Below are 13,589 nucleotides of genomic sequence, written 5' to 3'. Positions count from 1 at the left end.
AAACATGATCGAAATCAAGAACGTATCCAAGTGGTACGGCCCGGTTCAGGTGCTGAACGAATGCTCCGTCAACATCGCCAAGGGCGACGTGGTGGTGGTATGCGGCCCGTCGGGTTCCGGCAAGTCGACGCTTATCAAGACGGTGAACGCACTCGAGCCTTTTCAAAAGGGCGAGATCACCGTCAACGGTATTGCCCTTCACGACCCCAAGACGAACCTTCCCAAGCTTCGCTCCAAGGTCGGCATGGTGTTCCAGCACTTCGAACTGTTCCCCCATCTGTCGGTGACCGAGAACCTGACGATCGCGCAGATCAAGGTGCTGGGCCGCAGCCCTGCCGAAGCCAAGACGCGCGGCATGAAGATGCTCGACCGCGTGGGTTTGATGGTCCACAAGGACAAGTTCCCGGGCCAGCTCTCCGGTGGACAGCAGCAACGCGTGGCGATCGCCCGCGCGCTGAGCATGGACCCGATCGTGATGCTGTTCGACGAGCCGACGTCCGCCCTCGACCCCGAGATGGTCGGTGAGGTGCTCGACGTGATGGTGACGCTCGCCAAGGAAGGCATGACCATGATGGTCGTGACGCATGAAATGGCGTTCGCCCGCAAGGTTGCGAGCCGCGTGATCTTCATCGACGTAGGCGGCCGCATCCTGGAAGACTGCGCCAAGGACGAGTTCTTCAGCCATCCTGAGAACCGTCAGCCGCGGACGAAGGATTTCTTGAACAAGATCCTGCAGCACTAGCTCGCCCCCAGGTCGCTGCGCACTTCGTGTCGCTGCTCCCACCCCCTGCCGGGGGCGACACCAGCGGCCCGGCGGAGCCGGTTCCGCGGTGTCTCACCAACAAAAAGCCCCGCTGTGCGGGGCTTCTGTTTTGCGGGATCATGGTTGCTTTCGATGCCAATTGTCGGCACGGTTTCTGCTGCTTAATCTTTATGACCGAAACACTTTTTCCGACGCTCGCTGCCTCCGCCACTTCTGCTACCCCCGCTGCCTCCATCGCCATCGACTCGGAGCGGCTTTGGCAATCGCTGATGACGCTCGCGCAAATCGGTGCGACGGACAAGGGCGGCGTGTGCCGTCTTGCGCTGACCGATCTCGACCGGCAGGGGCGCGAGCTGTTCGTGCAGTGGGCGACCGAGGCCGGTTGCACGGTGCGCGTCGACGCCATCGGCAACATCTTCGCGCGCCGTGCGGGGCAAGACGCATCGCTTCCGGCGGTGGCCACTGGCAGCCACATCGACACGCAGCCGACCGGCGGCAAGTTCGATGGCAACTACGGCGTGCTGGCGGGGCTCGAGGTGTTGCGCACGCTGAACGACGCTGGCATACGCACCGTGGCGCCGCTGGAGATCTGCGTCTGGACCAACGAAGAGGGCTCGCGCTTCGTGCCGGTGATGATGGGCTCGGGTGTCTATGCCAGCGCCTTCACGCTCGACCACGCCTTGACCGCCGCGGACCGCGAAGGCGTCACCGTGGCCGACGCGTTGAAAAGCATCGGTTTCGACGGCAAGGATGCGGCATCGGTGGAGGCCGGCGCACCGCGCTTCGGCGCGTACTTCGAGGCCCACATCGAACAAGGGCCGGTGCTCGAAGACGCCGACATTCCGCTTGGCGTGGTGACGGGTGCGCTCGGCCAGCGCTGGTACGACGTGGTCGTGACCGGCCAGGAAGCCCATGCGGGCCCGACGCCGATGGGCTTGCGCCGCGATGCGCTGCAGGGCGCCACCGGATTGATGCAGACCGTCAACAACATCGCGATGAACGAGCAACCCAACGGCCGCGGCACCGTCGGCTACGTTCAGGTACACCCCAACTCGCGCAACGTGATTCCGGGGCGTGTGACCTTCACTGTCGATTTTCGTCATCCGGACGACGCAGGGTTGAGCCGAATGGACGCCGCCTTGCGCAAAGCCTGCGCTGCTCTCGGAGTCGATGGCCGACTCGAGGTGACCGTGGCGCAGACGGTGTACTTTCCGCCCGTCAAGTTCGCCGAGCAGCTGGTGCGCGCGGTACGCGACGGCGCCGCGCGCGCAGGGCTCGCGCATCAGGACATCGTGAGCGGCGCCGGCCACGACGCTGTGTACGTCGCCCGCGTCGCGCCGGCGGCGATGATCTTCGTGCCGTGCAAGGACGGCATCTCGCACAACGAGATCGAAGACGCCAAGCCCGAGCATCTGGCCGCGGGTTGCAACGTGCTGCTGCACGCGATGCTCGACCAGGCCGGCATCGCTGCATGAAACTGATCGCGCAGCCGCTCACCGCCGACGGCTTTGCGCCCTACGGCACGATGATCGCGGTGCATGACGATTTCGAGGGTGGTCGGCTCATCAACGGCGGTACGACGCGCCGCTTCGATCTGATCGACGATCTGCACTTGGGTGCCGACGGCGGGCGGCCCGTGCTCGCATTGTTCCGAGCACAGGCCCGCAGCTTTCCACATGCGGTGACGGAGATGGAACGGCACGCACTCGGCAGCCAGACCTTCGTGCCGATGGGTGGTCAGAGACGCTTCGTGATCGTGGTCGCTCGGGCGGGTGCGGCGCCGAGTGCCAATGCGTTGACCGCCTTCGTCACCGATGGTCGTCAAGGGGTCATGCTCGCGCCGGGCACATGGCATCACGCGCTGTTGGCTGTGGACGCGGGGGATTTCGTCGTGGTGGAGCGAGTCGCTGCCACGGTCGATTGCGATGTATCCGATGTGAACCCGACCGTTAGCGTGACGTGGGCTGGTTAAGTTCGTGAGGCGTCCTGGCGCTGACGACCTTCCCGTCAAGTGCTCGCTATGTCGCGATGCGCTCAGCCAGTGCAATCAACGACCGGTCCGAGCCCGCCGGTCCAAGCAACGAAATACCCAGCGGTGCGCCATCGCGTTTTGCCAGCGGCATCGACAACTGAGGAAAGCCGCTGAGCCCTGCAACGCACAGCATGCGGATCGCCTTGTTGCGGTAGTCCTCGAGGCTTGCGTCGGTGGCCGCGCGCAGCGGTGCAATGTCGGGCATCGTCGGCATCAGCAGCACGCCGTCATTGCCGAGCAGCTCGGTCAGCTTGGTCTTGAAGGCGGTACGGAAGACGCGGGCCTTGCTGACTTGTTCGTCCGTGACATCGCGTGACCAGGCGAAGCGCTCGGCGACGCCGGGACCGAGTGGCGGCGCGTAGCGCTCGATCAACGGGCCATCGGTGAGCCATGCTTCGCGCGCTTGCACGTAGCGAAAGTTCCAGTACATCGCGTCCCATGACTCGAGCGCGATCTCCACGGGCTCGGCTTGCCCGAGCACCGACTGAACCTGCTTCGTCACCTCGTCGAGCGCCTCGACCACCGGCGCGTCGAGCATTGCCCAGATGTCTTCGGGCCACAGCATGCGAACGGTGTCGGGCAGCGGGTGTGCATCGTCACCCAACAGCACCTCACCCACTCGCGCGAAGGTGCCGACGTCGCGCGCGAACCAGCCCACCGTGTCGAGGCTCGGCGAAAGATCGAGTACCGCCTCGAGGCTGATGCGGCCGTGCGTCGGTCGGATGCCGTACAGGTTGCAATGATTCGCCGGCGCGCGCACCGAGCCGCCGGTGTCGCTGCCGAGGGCGAAGTCGCACAGGCTCGACGACACCGCCGAGGCCGAGCCGGACGACGAGCCGCCAGTGATGCGGGCCTTCGCGGCACCGTTGATCGGTGCACCGAAGTGCGCGTTGTTGCCGTTCATCGAAAACGCGAGTTCGTCGGTCACGGTCTTGCCGACGAAGCGTGCACCGGCATCGAGCAGTTTCTGCACCGACGGCGCAGTGCGCGTCTTGATGCCGGACATCGCCAGCACGATCGGACTGCCGCCGCCGGTCGGGTAGCCGGCCACGTCGTACAGGTCTTTGACCGCGAAGCTGAGATCGGCGAGCGAGCCGGTGGCTGCGCGCGGCACGGCGACATCGGGATAGGGAACGAAGGCGTGGGCAGGGTCGTGCAGTGGCATGGTCTAGGCTCCTTTGGAAATCACACGGCAACAGGCGCAACAGGCGCAATCGCCGCCGCCTGATCCGTGTGGATGCACCGCGCATGATGCCCCGGTGCGACTTCGATCGACGGCGGCTGCGCGGCGCGGCAGGCATCGGTCGCCAGCGCACACCGCGCGGCGAACGCGCAGCCGGGTGGCAAATCGGACAGGTCGGGCGGCGCACCGCCGATCGTCTCCAGCCTCACGCCCCGCGCCATCGCACCTTCGGCGCGGCTCTTCAGCAAAGCGATCGTGTACGGATGCCGCGGCGTCCGGATGAGGTCGCGTGCAGTGCCTTCTTCGACGATGCGGCCGGCGTACATCACCGCGATGCGGTCGGCCACTTCGACCGCCGCGCCGATGTCGTGCGTGACGAAGATGACCGACAGGCCCAGGTCGCGCTGCAGGTCGCGCAACAGCAAAAGAATCTGGATCTGCACCGTGGCATCGAGTGCAGTGGTGGGCTCGTCGGCCAGCAGCACCTTCGGGTTGCAGGCGAGCGCCAGCGCGATCATCGCGCGCTGGCGCATACCGCCGGACATCTCGTGCGGGTAGGCCGAGAGGCGCCGTTGCGGACTCGGGATGCGCACCTTATCGAACAGCGCCAGCGCACGTGCCGCCGCTTCGGACCGGCTCGCACCGTCGTGTCGGCGAATCGTTTCGATGATCTGTGCACCGACCGTGTAGACCGGGTCGAGCGCGAGCAACGGCTCCTGGAAGATCATCGCGACTTCTTTGCCGCGCATGTCCGGCAGCGCGCGTGGGCTCATGCCGAGCACGTCTTGCCCGTTGACTTCGAGCTTGCCGGTGATGCGTGTGCTGCGCTCGTTGTGCAGCCGCATCACGGTGCGCAGCGTGACGCTTTTGCCGGAGCCCGACTCGCCGATGAGCGCGACGACTTCGCCTTGCTGCAGCTGCAGGTCGACGCCGTTGACGGCCTCGATCTTCTTGCCGGGTGCGATGAAGTTGACGCGCAGGTCTTTGAGTTCGACGGCGAGGCCGGCGACCTTGGTCGATGCGTCAGACATGCGCCGGCTCCGCTGTTGCGGCTGTCGCGGCTGTCGCAGCATGCAGCGCCGCGGGTTCTGGCATGTCCGGAAAGTCCGCCGTCGGCACATAGCCCGAGCCCGGCTGCCAGCGCAAGCACGCCACGCCATGGCCCGGCGCCGTCTCCGCAAAGGCCGGCATCTTCTGGCTGCACACCGCCTGCGCGAACGCACATCGCGTGTGAAAGCGGCAACCCGATGGTGGATCGATCGGGTTCGGTGGATCGCCCGACAAAGGCGCCTCCGTCGTGCGCTGCATCGGATCGCCGCTCGGCATCGAGCGCAGCAGCGCCCGTGTGTACGGATGGCGCGGCGCATCGAACACCTGCGCCGATGTGCCGATCTCGACCACCTGGCCGAGGTACATCACCAGCACGCGGTCCGACATGTAGCGCACCACGTGCAGGTCGTGGCTGATGAAGAGATAGGTCAGGCCGAAGTCGCGCTTCAGGTCTTCGAGCAGGTTGAGCACCTGCGCTTCGACGGATTTGTCGAGGGCGGACACCGCCTCGTCGAGGATCACCAGCCGCGGCTCCAGCGCCAGCGCACGCGCGATGTTCACTCGCTGTCGCTGACCGCCCGACAGCTCGTGTGGATAGCGCCCCGCGAAACGCGCCGGGTCGAGCCCGACGCGCGCCAGCAGGTCGTGCGCGCGGTTGAGCGCATCGCGGCCCGACACGCCGTGCACCGTCGGCCCGAAGGCGACCGAGTCCTCGATCGTCATGCGCGGGTTCAGCGACGAGTAGCTGTCCTGGAACACCATCTGCGTCTGGCGCCGGAAGTCGCGCAACGGCAGATCGCGTGCGCCGACCGTCGCGCCATCGAAGACCAGCTCGCCGCTGTCCTGCACGATGAGCTGCATCAGGATGCGTGCGGTGGTCGACTTGCCGCAGCCGGATTCGCCGACCACGCCCAGCGTTTCGCCTTTGAGAATTTCGAAGCTCACGCCATCGACCGCACGCACGGCCGGCTTGGGACCGCGGCCGAACCCGAACCCGCTGCGCTTCAGCGGAAAGTGCTTCTTCAGGTCCTGCACGCGCATGAGCGGCTGGCGCGGCCCGCCGACGTCGGCATTGCTGCCGGCCTTAGTCATTGCTTCACCTCCATAGCCGCGCGCAGGCCATCGGCCAGCATGTTGAACGACACCGAGGTGATGAAGATCAGCACGCCGGGAAGTGCAGCGATGAGCGGCTGGCTGTAGATGGCAGTGCGCAGGGTGTTGAGCATCAGGCCCCATTCGGGTTGCGGCGGTTTCACGCCGAGGCCGAGAAACGACAGGCCTGAAGCCAGGATCATCGACACTGAAATGAGACTGGTCGAGTACACGAAGATCGGCCCAATCACGTTGCCGAAAACATGCCGCCGCACGATCGTGAAGGCCGGCGCACCGGATGCGCGCGCCGCATCGACGTAGTCACTGCGCCGCACCTGCGTCGTCACGCTTTCTGCGATGCGCGCGATCTGCGGCACGAACACGACGGTCAGCGAAATGAGCGCGTTGGTGATGCCGGCGCCGAGCGCGCCCGAGAGCGCGATGGCCAGCAGCACCGACGGAAAGGCATACAGCACGTCGATGCACCGCATGATGACGGTGTTGACCTTGCCGCCCGCATAGCCGGCCAGGATTCCGACGCCGCTGCCGATGACGAAAGCCATGATCACCGGCGCGATCCCCATGAAGAGCGAGAGTCGGCCACCGAGCATCAGGCGCGACAGCATGTCGCGCCCCAGCTCGTCGGTGCCCAGCGGAAAGCCCGACGTGCCGACCGACCGCAAGCGCTTGAACATCGAGGTCGCGAACGGGTCGCTCGGCATGATCCACGGCGCCAGCAGTGCGACGAGGATCAGCAGCGCGATGATGCCGGCGGCGGTCATCGCGATCGGATTGCGCACGAGGCGGCGCAAGACATTGGCGCCGTGGCTGGCGGAGCGCACGGCGTGGGTGAGTTGGACCGGCAGTGTGCCGGCCGTCGGGGAGCCAGGTGCGGTGACAGAAGTCGTCGACATGGCTTCAGGCCCTCTCGATGCGAGGATCGAACAAGGTCTGCAACACGTCGACCAGCAGATTGAGTGCAACGAAGAACAGTGCGAGCACGAGGATGGTTCCCTGCAGCAGCGGCAGGTCGCGCTGGAAGATCGCCTGGTTCAGCAGAAAGCCGGTGCCCGGCCAGGCGAACACGGTCTCGATCAATATCGATCCGCCGAGCAGGTAGCCGAGCTGCAGGCCCATGACCGCGAGGGCCGTTGGTGCGCAGTTCTTGACGACGTGCCTGAACACGCCGAATTCGCTCAGCCCGCGCGCACGCAGGCCGATCACGAACTCCTGCGACAGGATGTCCGCCACCAGCGCACGCACGGTGCGCGCGACGATGCCCATCGGAATGAACGACATGGTGACGGCGGGAAGGATGAGGAACTTGATGTGTTCAACGTCCCACTTCCACAGCGCAGAACCGTCAGGTCCGGCGCCGGTGGCCGGCAGCCACATGAGCTTGGCCGAGAAGATGATGACGAGCACCATGCCGAGCCAGTAGTGCGGCAGGCTGACGCCGATCACCGAGATGAAAGAGGCCGCGCGGTCCATCCACGAGTTGCGAAAGTAACCCGCGACGAAGCCGAACAGCGAACCGAAGGCAAAGCCGATGAGCGTCGCCAGCGCGGCGATCATGAAGGTGTTGCCAACAGCCTTGAAAACCTCCTGCGTGACCGGACGCGCCGTCGCGATGGAGGTGCCGAGGTCGCCGTGCAAGGCCCGCCAGATCCACAGGCCGAACTGCACGGGCCACGGCTTGTCGAAGCCGTAGATCTTCATCATCTGCTGCTGCAGGTCGGCCGAGGCATCGGCCGGCAGGATCGACACCAGAGGATCGCCCGGCGCGATGTGCACCAGCATGAAGCAAAGGAACGACACGCCCAGCATGATGGGCAGGGCGTAGCCGATGCGGCGCAAGAGATAAGAAATCATGGGGCGCCGCGAGCTGGGGGCGAGCTCAATCCATGCTCATCGTTGCCAGGTCGATGAACCAGCTCTGCGGCTGTACCACGCCCTTGATTTTCGGCGACAGCGCGCGCGGTCCGACGTCGTGAGCGACGAACAGGAACGGGGCCTCGTCGACGATCTTCGCGTGCAGGTTGGCCAGTGCGACGTCGCGCTGCTTCTCGTCGAAGGTGGTGCGGGCCTTGTCGACCAGTGCATCGACTTCCGGGTTGCTGAAGTAGCCCCAGTTGTTCGACACCGGCGGGAAGGCCTTGGTGCTGACGAAGCGGACCATCGCGAAGAACGGGTCCATGGTCGCAGCGCTCACGTTGGTGGCGTGCGCACCGTGGGCGCCCGGGTCCTTCGCGCCGAGGCGCCAGCTGGAGAACAACGTGTTCCATTCGACGACGTCGAACTGCACGTCGAAGTAGCACTCCTTCAGGCTTTGCTGGATGAATTCATTCATCGGCAGCGGCTGCATCTGGCCCGAGCCCGATGCCGAGGTCTGCACCTTGACCTTGACCGGCTTGCTTGCAGAGTAGCCCGCTTCGGTCATCAGCTTCTTGGCGGCGGAGGGGTCGTACTTGATCTGGAAGGTCGGGTTGCCGCGCCACGGATTGCCGGGCTCGGCCACGCCGGTGGCCTCGACCATCAGGCCACCGAGCAGCTCTTTCATGGCGGTGCGGTTCAGGCACAGGTTGGCGGCGTAGCGCACCTTCTTGTCGGCGAAGGGCGAGTCCGGGAGCATCGAGAACTGCCATGGCCAGAGGTGCGGCTGCAGGTTGGAGTACAGCTTGAAGCCGCGGCCCTTGATGGCTTCGAGCGCATCCGGTGCGGGGGCTTCGATCCAGTCGACCTGGCCCGACAACAACGCTGCGGTGCGCGAGCTCGCCTCAGGCAACGGGAGCATCACGACGCGGTCGATCTTGGGGCGACGGGCGGCGTCCCAGTAGTCCGGGTTCTTCACGATTTCAAGGCGTTCGCGCGGCACGAACTTCGATGCCTTGAACGGGCCGGTGCCGGAGAAATCGACGGCAAAAGCGGTCCAAGCGGCCTTGCTTCGCTCGGCCTTGTCGGTCACGGTGGCGGGCAGGGCGGCCAGCTTCTTTTCCCACTGCACGGGCGAGGCCATGAAGAGGTTGGTGAGGTTGATCGGCAAGAACGAATCGGGCTCCGACGTGGTGAGCTCGACCGTCAGGTCGTCGATCTTGCGGGCAGTGCGCAGCGTCGGCATGCGCGATGCGGTCACGCCGATCTGCGCGGGGTCGAACTGGGGTGCGTCCTTGCGAAGTACCTTGTCGACGTTCCACACCACGGCGTCGGCATTGAAGGGCGAGCCGTCGTGGAACTTGACGCCCGGGCGCAGCTTGAACACCCACTTGGTGCGGTCGGAGGCATCGACGGCCCACGAAAGCGCCAGGTCGGGAATCACGACGCTGGCCTTGGTGGCCGACGTCAGGTCCCATTGCGTGAGGCTGTCGTACATCGGAATGCCGGTGAAGCGATTGCCTTCGTAACCTTGATCGGGCTGGCCCGAGGTGCGCGGAATATCGCCCGCCGTCATGGCGATGCGCATGACTTTTTCCTGGGCGAGCACTGCAGTGCTGATGAGCGACAGCGCGGCTACCAGCAGCGCGCCCGAGCGGACGCCGAAGCCATGGCCGAGGCCACGGCGTGGTGCGGCAATGCGGGTCGGCGAAGTAGGGGTGTTCATGAAGAGCGACCTTTGAGTTTCGGAATGCCTTTGTTCAAGCAAGCGACATGCCAATCGAATCGCCCTGATGAAATCGATAGTCGATATTGAAGAATCAATTTGGTGCGCGATGCGAATGGGTGCGGTGCGGCGACTCAGTGCGCGATAGCGCTCGCGATGGCACGGGCGCATTCGATGACCATCGGCGCGAGCTTCTTGCGTGCGTCTTCCATGGTCCAGCGGCTGGTCGGCGGCGACAGGTGCACCGCGCCCAGCGCGTCGCCTTGTCGGTTGAGGATCGGTGCGCCGATGCCCATGTCGCCGAGGAAGAGTTCTTCGGCGTTGGTCGCGTAGCCGACGCGACGGCATTCGGCGATGCGCGCCATGATGGGTTTGATGTCGGTCAACGTGGACGGGGTGCGAGCCGGGCGCGGCGCCATTTGCAACAGCGCCAGCACCTGGTCGTCGGGCAAGCTGCTGAGCCACGCCCGGCCCGAGCTGGTGCAGTACATCGGAATGCGCATGCCGACGGGCGTCAGCACCGGAATGAACTTCGATGTCATGAGCTGCGCGACGTAGACCATCTCCGCGCCGACAGGCTCGGTCACGCTTGCGGTCTCTCCGCTCGCGTTCGCCAGCTGCGACAGGTACGGGTGCGCGCTCTTGATGAGCGCATTGCCTGCCAGGTAATTGAAGCCGAGCTCGATGGTGCGCGGCAGCAGCTGAAAACGCCGCGTCTGCGGATGCTTGCCGATGTAGCCCAGCACCTGCAGGGTGTGCACCGTGCGCTGCGCCGAGCCCTTGCTCATGTCGGTGCGCTCGGCGAGTTCGGCCAGCGTCATGGTGCGATGCGCATCGTCGAAAGCGCGCAGCACCGCGAGACCTTTTTCCAGCGACTGGTTGAAGAGTGGGTCGGAGTCCGGCGCGGGCGCCGCGGCAGGCGGCGGCGATGCGGGTGGTGCTGCCCGACGTGTGGGCTTGGTTGTCATTGAATCTGGATACCGCTGAATCGGTAATCGATTTGAAGGTGCATCGCTCGAGCAGGTTCCGTGCCGGGTGTACCTCGCTCCGGGACAAGGCCAGACGACAATGCCGGACCATGACCAGCATCTCCTCCCTCACGATCACGCGCCCCGACGACTGGCACCTCCATGTGCGCGACGGCGCCGCGCTCGAAGCCGTGGTGCCGCACTCGGCACGCCAGTTCGGCCGCGCGCTCATCATGCCCAACCTGCGTCCTCCCGTGACCACTGCAGAGCAGGCGCTCGCGTACCGCGACCGCATCCGCGCGGCCGTGCCGGCCGGCGTCGACTTCGAGCCGGTGATGTCGCTCTACCTCACCGACAAACTGCCGCCCGACGAAATCGCCCGCGCCGCCGAAGCCGGCGTGCGCGCGCTGAAGCTGTACCCGGCCGGCGCCACCACCAACAGCGATGCAGGCGTGACCGACATCCGCCACACCTACAAGACGCTCGAGGCCATGCAGAAGCACGGCTTGCTCTTGCTGATCCACGGCGAAGTGACCGACCCCGCCATCGATCTGTTCGACCGCGAGGCGGTCTTCATCGATCGCGTGATGATCCCGTTGCGGCGCGACATGCCCGAGCTCAAGGTCGTATTCGAGCACCTGACGACGAAAGAGGGCGCGCATTACGTTCGCGATGCCGATCGATTCACCGCCGCCACCATCACCGCCCATCACCTGCTCTACAACCGCAACGCCATCTTCACCGGTGGCATTCGCCCGCACTACTACTGCCTTCCGGTGCTCAAGCGCGAAACGCATCGCGTGGCACTGGTCGAAGCAGCGACCAGCGGGAGCGACCGCTTCTTTCTCGGCACCGACAGCGCACCGCACGCTGCGGCCCTGAAAGAAAACGCCTTCGGCTGCGCCGGCTGCTACACCGCGCTCACTGCGATCGAGTTGTACGCCGAAGCCTTCGACGCCGTCGGCGCCATCGACAAGCTCGAAGGCTTCGCCAGCTTTCACGGCGCGGATTTCTATGGCCTGCCGCGCAACGCCGGCACCATCACGCTGAAGCGCGAGCCCTGGACCGTGCCGGAAGAAGTACCGTACGGCGAGGCCACGGTGAAGCCACTGCGCGGCGGCGAAACCCTCAACTGGAAGCTGGCATGACCCCCACTCCCCGCGTCATGCTGCTGATCGACGCCGACAACGTTTCGTCCGATGTCATCGAGCAGGCCGCGCAACGCACGATGGCCGTGTACGGCGCCATTCACGTGCGCCGCGCCTATTGCAACGCCGAGACCGCGCTGAAGCAGCAGGCGCTGTTCAAGCGCTTGTCGGTGCGGCCGATGGTCAACATCTCGGCCGGCAAGAACAGCACCGACATCGCACTCGCGGTCGATGCCATCGACCTGGTCATCGCCGAACGCCCGCACGTCGTCGTGCTGGTGTCGTCCGACTCCGACTTCGCGCCGCTAGTGATCCGCCTGCGCGAAAAAGGCTGCCGCGTGTGTGGCATCGGACAGCAGGGCAAGACGGGCGAAGAGACGATTGGCGTGTACGACGAGTTCATCGACCTGGCGCACAAGAGTGCGTCGTTGGCGACAACGCGTGTGGCGTCGGCCGCGGCTCCACGCGCGGCTGCAGCTCCGCGTCAACCAGCGCGAAAGGCAGCGTCGAACCGTTCGGCTGCCAAGTTTTCCGACGAGGCATCGCAGGCCGAAGAACTCCCGGTTGCCCGAGCTACGTCGCCTGCACCGAACGCACAGAGCACACCAGTCGCTCCACGTGCGCCCGCAGCGCCCCGCAAAACTGCGAGCCGCTCCGCCGCCCGCAAGAACGCGCCCGTGAAAGTGTCCGCACCTTCCGAGGCGGCGGAGTTCATCCTGAACGCCGCGCCTGCGTTGCGCAATGGCACCGACGTGCCGCTCAACGATGTCGCGAAGGCACTGCGCACGGCAGGACTGCTCGGCAAGCACGGCAGCTCGCTCAAGCTCTTCGACAAGCTCACCGACGAGTTCGCCGTGCTGCAGCACCCGGACAGGATTCGATGGACCGGCGGCCCGACCCGCTGAACCTGTCCGGGGTCGACTGGGCCCGGCCCTGGCTGGCGCACTGTCGCGACATCGGTCAGGCAGTGGCCCAGTCATCGCAGAAAACCTCCGTGGCGCAGGCGTTGCAAGCGGTCTCGTTCGGTATGCCGATCGATACTGGCGGTATGGGCGGGCTCTGCGCTCCGGCCTTCGTGCCGCAAAGCCATCTGCCACCCGATCGTGCCTACGAAGCGCACATCTTCGAGACCGGTACCGTGCCGACGCGCAACAACCTGCACGATTTCTTCAATGGGCTCATCTGGCTCGCATTCCCGCTGACAAAGAAGCGTCTCAACGCATTGCAGGCGGCTGAAATCGAACGCGCCGGCGTCGGCGCAGCGCGCGGTCCATTGCGCGATGCGCTCACGCTGTTCGATGAGAACGGCGCGGTACTCGATGCGCCGCCTGCGGTGTGGGAAGCGCTGCTGGCGCGCGACTGGCAACGACTTTTTGTCACCGAACGTGCGGCGTGGCAAGAGGCGCGGTTGCTCGTGTTTGGTCATGCGCTGCTAGACAAGCTGTGTCGACCGCGCAAGGGAATGACGGCCCACGTGTTGCTCGCGCCCGGCGCTTTCGACTCGACCCGATCGATCGGAGCCGACGATGCCGCGATAGCGCGTGCGCTCGATCCGGCGCACCTGGCCACCAAGCCTTTCGTGCCTTTGCCGGTGCTCGGGATACCGGGCTGGTGGGTCGATAACGAGAACTTTTCCTTCTATGATGACCCGGACATCTTTCGTCCCTTCCGACCCCGAGAAGAAGCAACCAACAAACAGGGCCGGCGCCTTTAAAACCATTGCGCTCGCAGGGCGTGAAGCTTGAAGCGGGACGT

13 protein-coding genes are annotated in these 13,589 nt (G+C 65.4%); 6 read left to right on the top strand and 7 right to left on the bottom strand.

The window, feature by feature from the left end; translation table 11 throughout:
* Positions 1 to 4: 4 nt before the first annotated feature.
* The 3 genes from QN397_RS03300 to QN397_RS03290 all read left to right on the top strand — a co-directional run bounded on the left by QN397_RS03300 (position 5) and on the right by QN397_RS03290 (position 2,735).
* Positions 5 to 742: an amino acid ABC transporter ATP-binding protein gene (locus tag QN397_RS03300; RefSeq protein ID WP_187054872.1), complete on the top strand. Its 738-nt coding sequence runs from the start codon at positions 5 to 7 to the stop codon at positions 740 to 742.
* Positions 743 to 933: 191 nt separating this feature from the next.
* Entirely contained in the window at positions 934 to 2,238 is a 1,305-nt protein-coding gene (locus tag QN397_RS03295; RefSeq protein ID WP_323500076.1) for a Zn-dependent hydrolase, read from the top strand.
* A complete protein-coding gene (locus tag QN397_RS03290) occupies positions 2,235 to 2,735 on the top strand; it encodes an ureidoglycolate lyase (protein ID WP_323500075.1) in 501 nt (166 codons plus the stop codon). Before QN397_RS03295 ends, QN397_RS03290 begins: the two co-directional genes overlap by 4 nt.
* A gap of 46 nt (positions 2,736 to 2,781) precedes the next feature.
* On the opposite strand, the gene QN397_RS03285 is transcribed toward QN397_RS03290, so the two are convergent.
* From QN397_RS03285 to QN397_RS03255, 7 genes are all read right to left on the bottom strand, one after another.
* Entirely contained in the window at positions 2,782 to 3,960 is a 1,179-nt protein-coding gene (locus QN397_RS03285; RefSeq protein ID WP_323500074.1) for an amidase, read from the bottom strand.
* A 20-nt stretch (positions 3,961 to 3,980) separates the two neighbouring features.
* On the bottom strand, positions 3,981 to 5,009 hold the full coding sequence (locus QN397_RS03280; RefSeq protein WP_323500073.1) for an ABC transporter ATP-binding protein: 1,029 nt from the start codon (positions 5,007 to 5,009) through the stop codon (positions 3,981 to 3,983).
* On the bottom strand, positions 5,002 to 6,120 hold the full coding sequence (locus tag QN397_RS03275) for an ABC transporter ATP-binding protein (protein WP_323494902.1): 1,119 nt from the start codon (positions 6,118 to 6,120) through the stop codon (positions 5,002 to 5,004). The genes QN397_RS03280 and QN397_RS03275 overlap by 8 nt, the downstream gene beginning before the upstream one ends.
* Positions 6,117 to 7,034, bottom strand: coding sequence for an ABC transporter permease (locus QN397_RS03270; RefSeq protein WP_323500072.1), 918 nt, complete (start codon positions 7,032 to 7,034; stop codon positions 6,117 to 6,119). The genes QN397_RS03275 and QN397_RS03270 overlap by 4 nt, the downstream gene beginning before the upstream one ends.
* Before the next feature lie 4 nt (positions 7,035 to 7,038).
* Positions 7,039 to 7,992 (bottom strand): ABC transporter permease, encoded by a 954-nt coding sequence (locus QN397_RS03265; protein WP_323500071.1) that lies wholly within the window; start codon positions 7,990 to 7,992, stop codon positions 7,039 to 7,041.
* A 25-nt stretch (positions 7,993 to 8,017) separates the two neighbouring features.
* Positions 8,018 to 9,718 carry an ABC transporter substrate-binding protein gene (locus QN397_RS03260; protein WP_323500070.1) on the bottom strand — a complete coding sequence of 567 codons (1,701 nt, stop codon included), beginning with the start codon at positions 9,716 to 9,718 and terminating at the stop codon, positions 8,018 to 8,020.
* A gap of 134 nt (positions 9,719 to 9,852) precedes the next feature.
* Complete coding sequence (locus tag QN397_RS03255) at positions 9,853 to 10,686, bottom strand: IclR family transcriptional regulator (protein ID WP_323500069.1); 834 nt, start codon at positions 10,684 to 10,686, stop codon at positions 9,853 to 9,855.
* Between the two features lie 110 nt (positions 10,687 to 10,796).
* On the opposite strand from QN397_RS03255, the gene pyrC reads away from it, so the two are divergent.
* The 3 genes from pyrC to QN397_RS03240 are packed head-to-tail and all read left to right on the top strand — an operon-like array spanning position 10,797 to position 13,548.
* The gene (gene pyrC, locus QN397_RS03250; RefSeq protein WP_323500068.1) at positions 10,797 to 11,834 is read left to right on the top strand and encodes a dihydroorotase; all 1,038 of its coding nucleotides are present in this window, start codon (positions 10,797 to 10,799) and stop codon (positions 11,832 to 11,834) included.
* Positions 11,831 to 12,739 (top strand): NYN domain-containing protein, encoded by a 909-nt coding sequence (locus tag QN397_RS03245; RefSeq protein ID WP_323500067.1) that lies wholly within the window; start codon positions 11,831 to 11,833, stop codon positions 12,737 to 12,739. The genes pyrC and QN397_RS03245 overlap by 4 nt, the downstream gene beginning before the upstream one ends.
* The gene (locus QN397_RS03240; RefSeq protein WP_323494895.1) at positions 12,715 to 13,548 is read left to right on the top strand and encodes a DUF3025 domain-containing protein; all 834 of its coding nucleotides are present in this window, start codon (positions 12,715 to 12,717) and stop codon (positions 13,546 to 13,548) included. The genes QN397_RS03245 and QN397_RS03240 overlap by 25 nt, the downstream gene beginning before the upstream one ends.
* The last annotated feature ends 41 nt before the right edge of the window (positions 13,549 to 13,589 follow it).

It is taken from the genome of Variovorax sp. RTB1 (assembly GCF_035018765.1).
Lineage (GTDB): Bacteria > Pseudomonadota > Gammaproteobacteria > Burkholderiales > Burkholderiaceae_C > Variovorax.
This window is presented reverse-complemented; position numbering and strand designations above follow the sequence as displayed.

Excerpts from the sequence above, each read along its gene's own strand:
- QN397_RS03300 (WP_187054872.1), top strand. The coding sequence starts at position 5 with ATGATCGAAATCAAGAACGTATCCAAGTGGTACGGCCCGGTTCAGGTG.
- QN397_RS03295 (WP_323500076.1), top strand. The coding sequence starts at position 934 with ATGACCGAAACACTTTTTCCGACGCTCGCTGCCTCCGCCACTTCTGCT.
- QN397_RS03290 (WP_323500075.1), top strand. The coding sequence starts at position 2,235 with ATGAAACTGATCGCGCAGCCGCTCACCGCCGACGGCTTTGCGCCCTAC.
- QN397_RS03285 (WP_323500074.1), bottom strand. The coding sequence starts at position 3,960 with ATGCCACTGCACGACCCTGCCCACGCCTTCGTTCCCTATCCCGATGTC.
- QN397_RS03280 (WP_323500073.1), bottom strand. The coding sequence starts at position 5,009 with ATGTCTGACGCATCGACCAAGGTCGCCGGCCTCGCCGTCGAACTCAAA.
- QN397_RS03275 (WP_323494902.1), bottom strand. The coding sequence starts at position 6,120 with ATGACTAAGGCCGGCAGCAATGCCGACGTCGGCGGGCCGCGCCAGCCG.
- QN397_RS03270 (WP_323500072.1), bottom strand. The coding sequence starts at position 7,034 with ATGTCGACGACTTCTGTCACCGCACCTGGCTCCCCGACGGCCGGCACA.
- QN397_RS03265 (WP_323500071.1), bottom strand. The coding sequence starts at position 7,992 with ATGATTTCTTATCTCTTGCGCCGCATCGGCTACGCCCTGCCCATCATG.
- QN397_RS03260 (WP_323500070.1), bottom strand. The coding sequence starts at position 9,718 with ATGAACACCCCTACTTCGCCGACCCGCATTGCCGCACCACGCCGTGGC.
- QN397_RS03255 (WP_323500069.1), bottom strand. The coding sequence starts at position 10,686 with ATGACAACCAAGCCCACACGTCGGGCAGCACCACCCGCATCGCCGCCG.
- pyrC (WP_323500068.1), top strand. The coding sequence starts at position 10,797 with ATGACCAGCATCTCCTCCCTCACGATCACGCGCCCCGACGACTGGCAC.
- QN397_RS03245 (WP_323500067.1), top strand. The coding sequence starts at position 11,831 with ATGACCCCCACTCCCCGCGTCATGCTGCTGATCGACGCCGACAACGTT.
- QN397_RS03240 (WP_323494895.1), top strand. The coding sequence starts at position 12,715 with ATGGACCGGCGGCCCGACCCGCTGAACCTGTCCGGGGTCGACTGGGCC.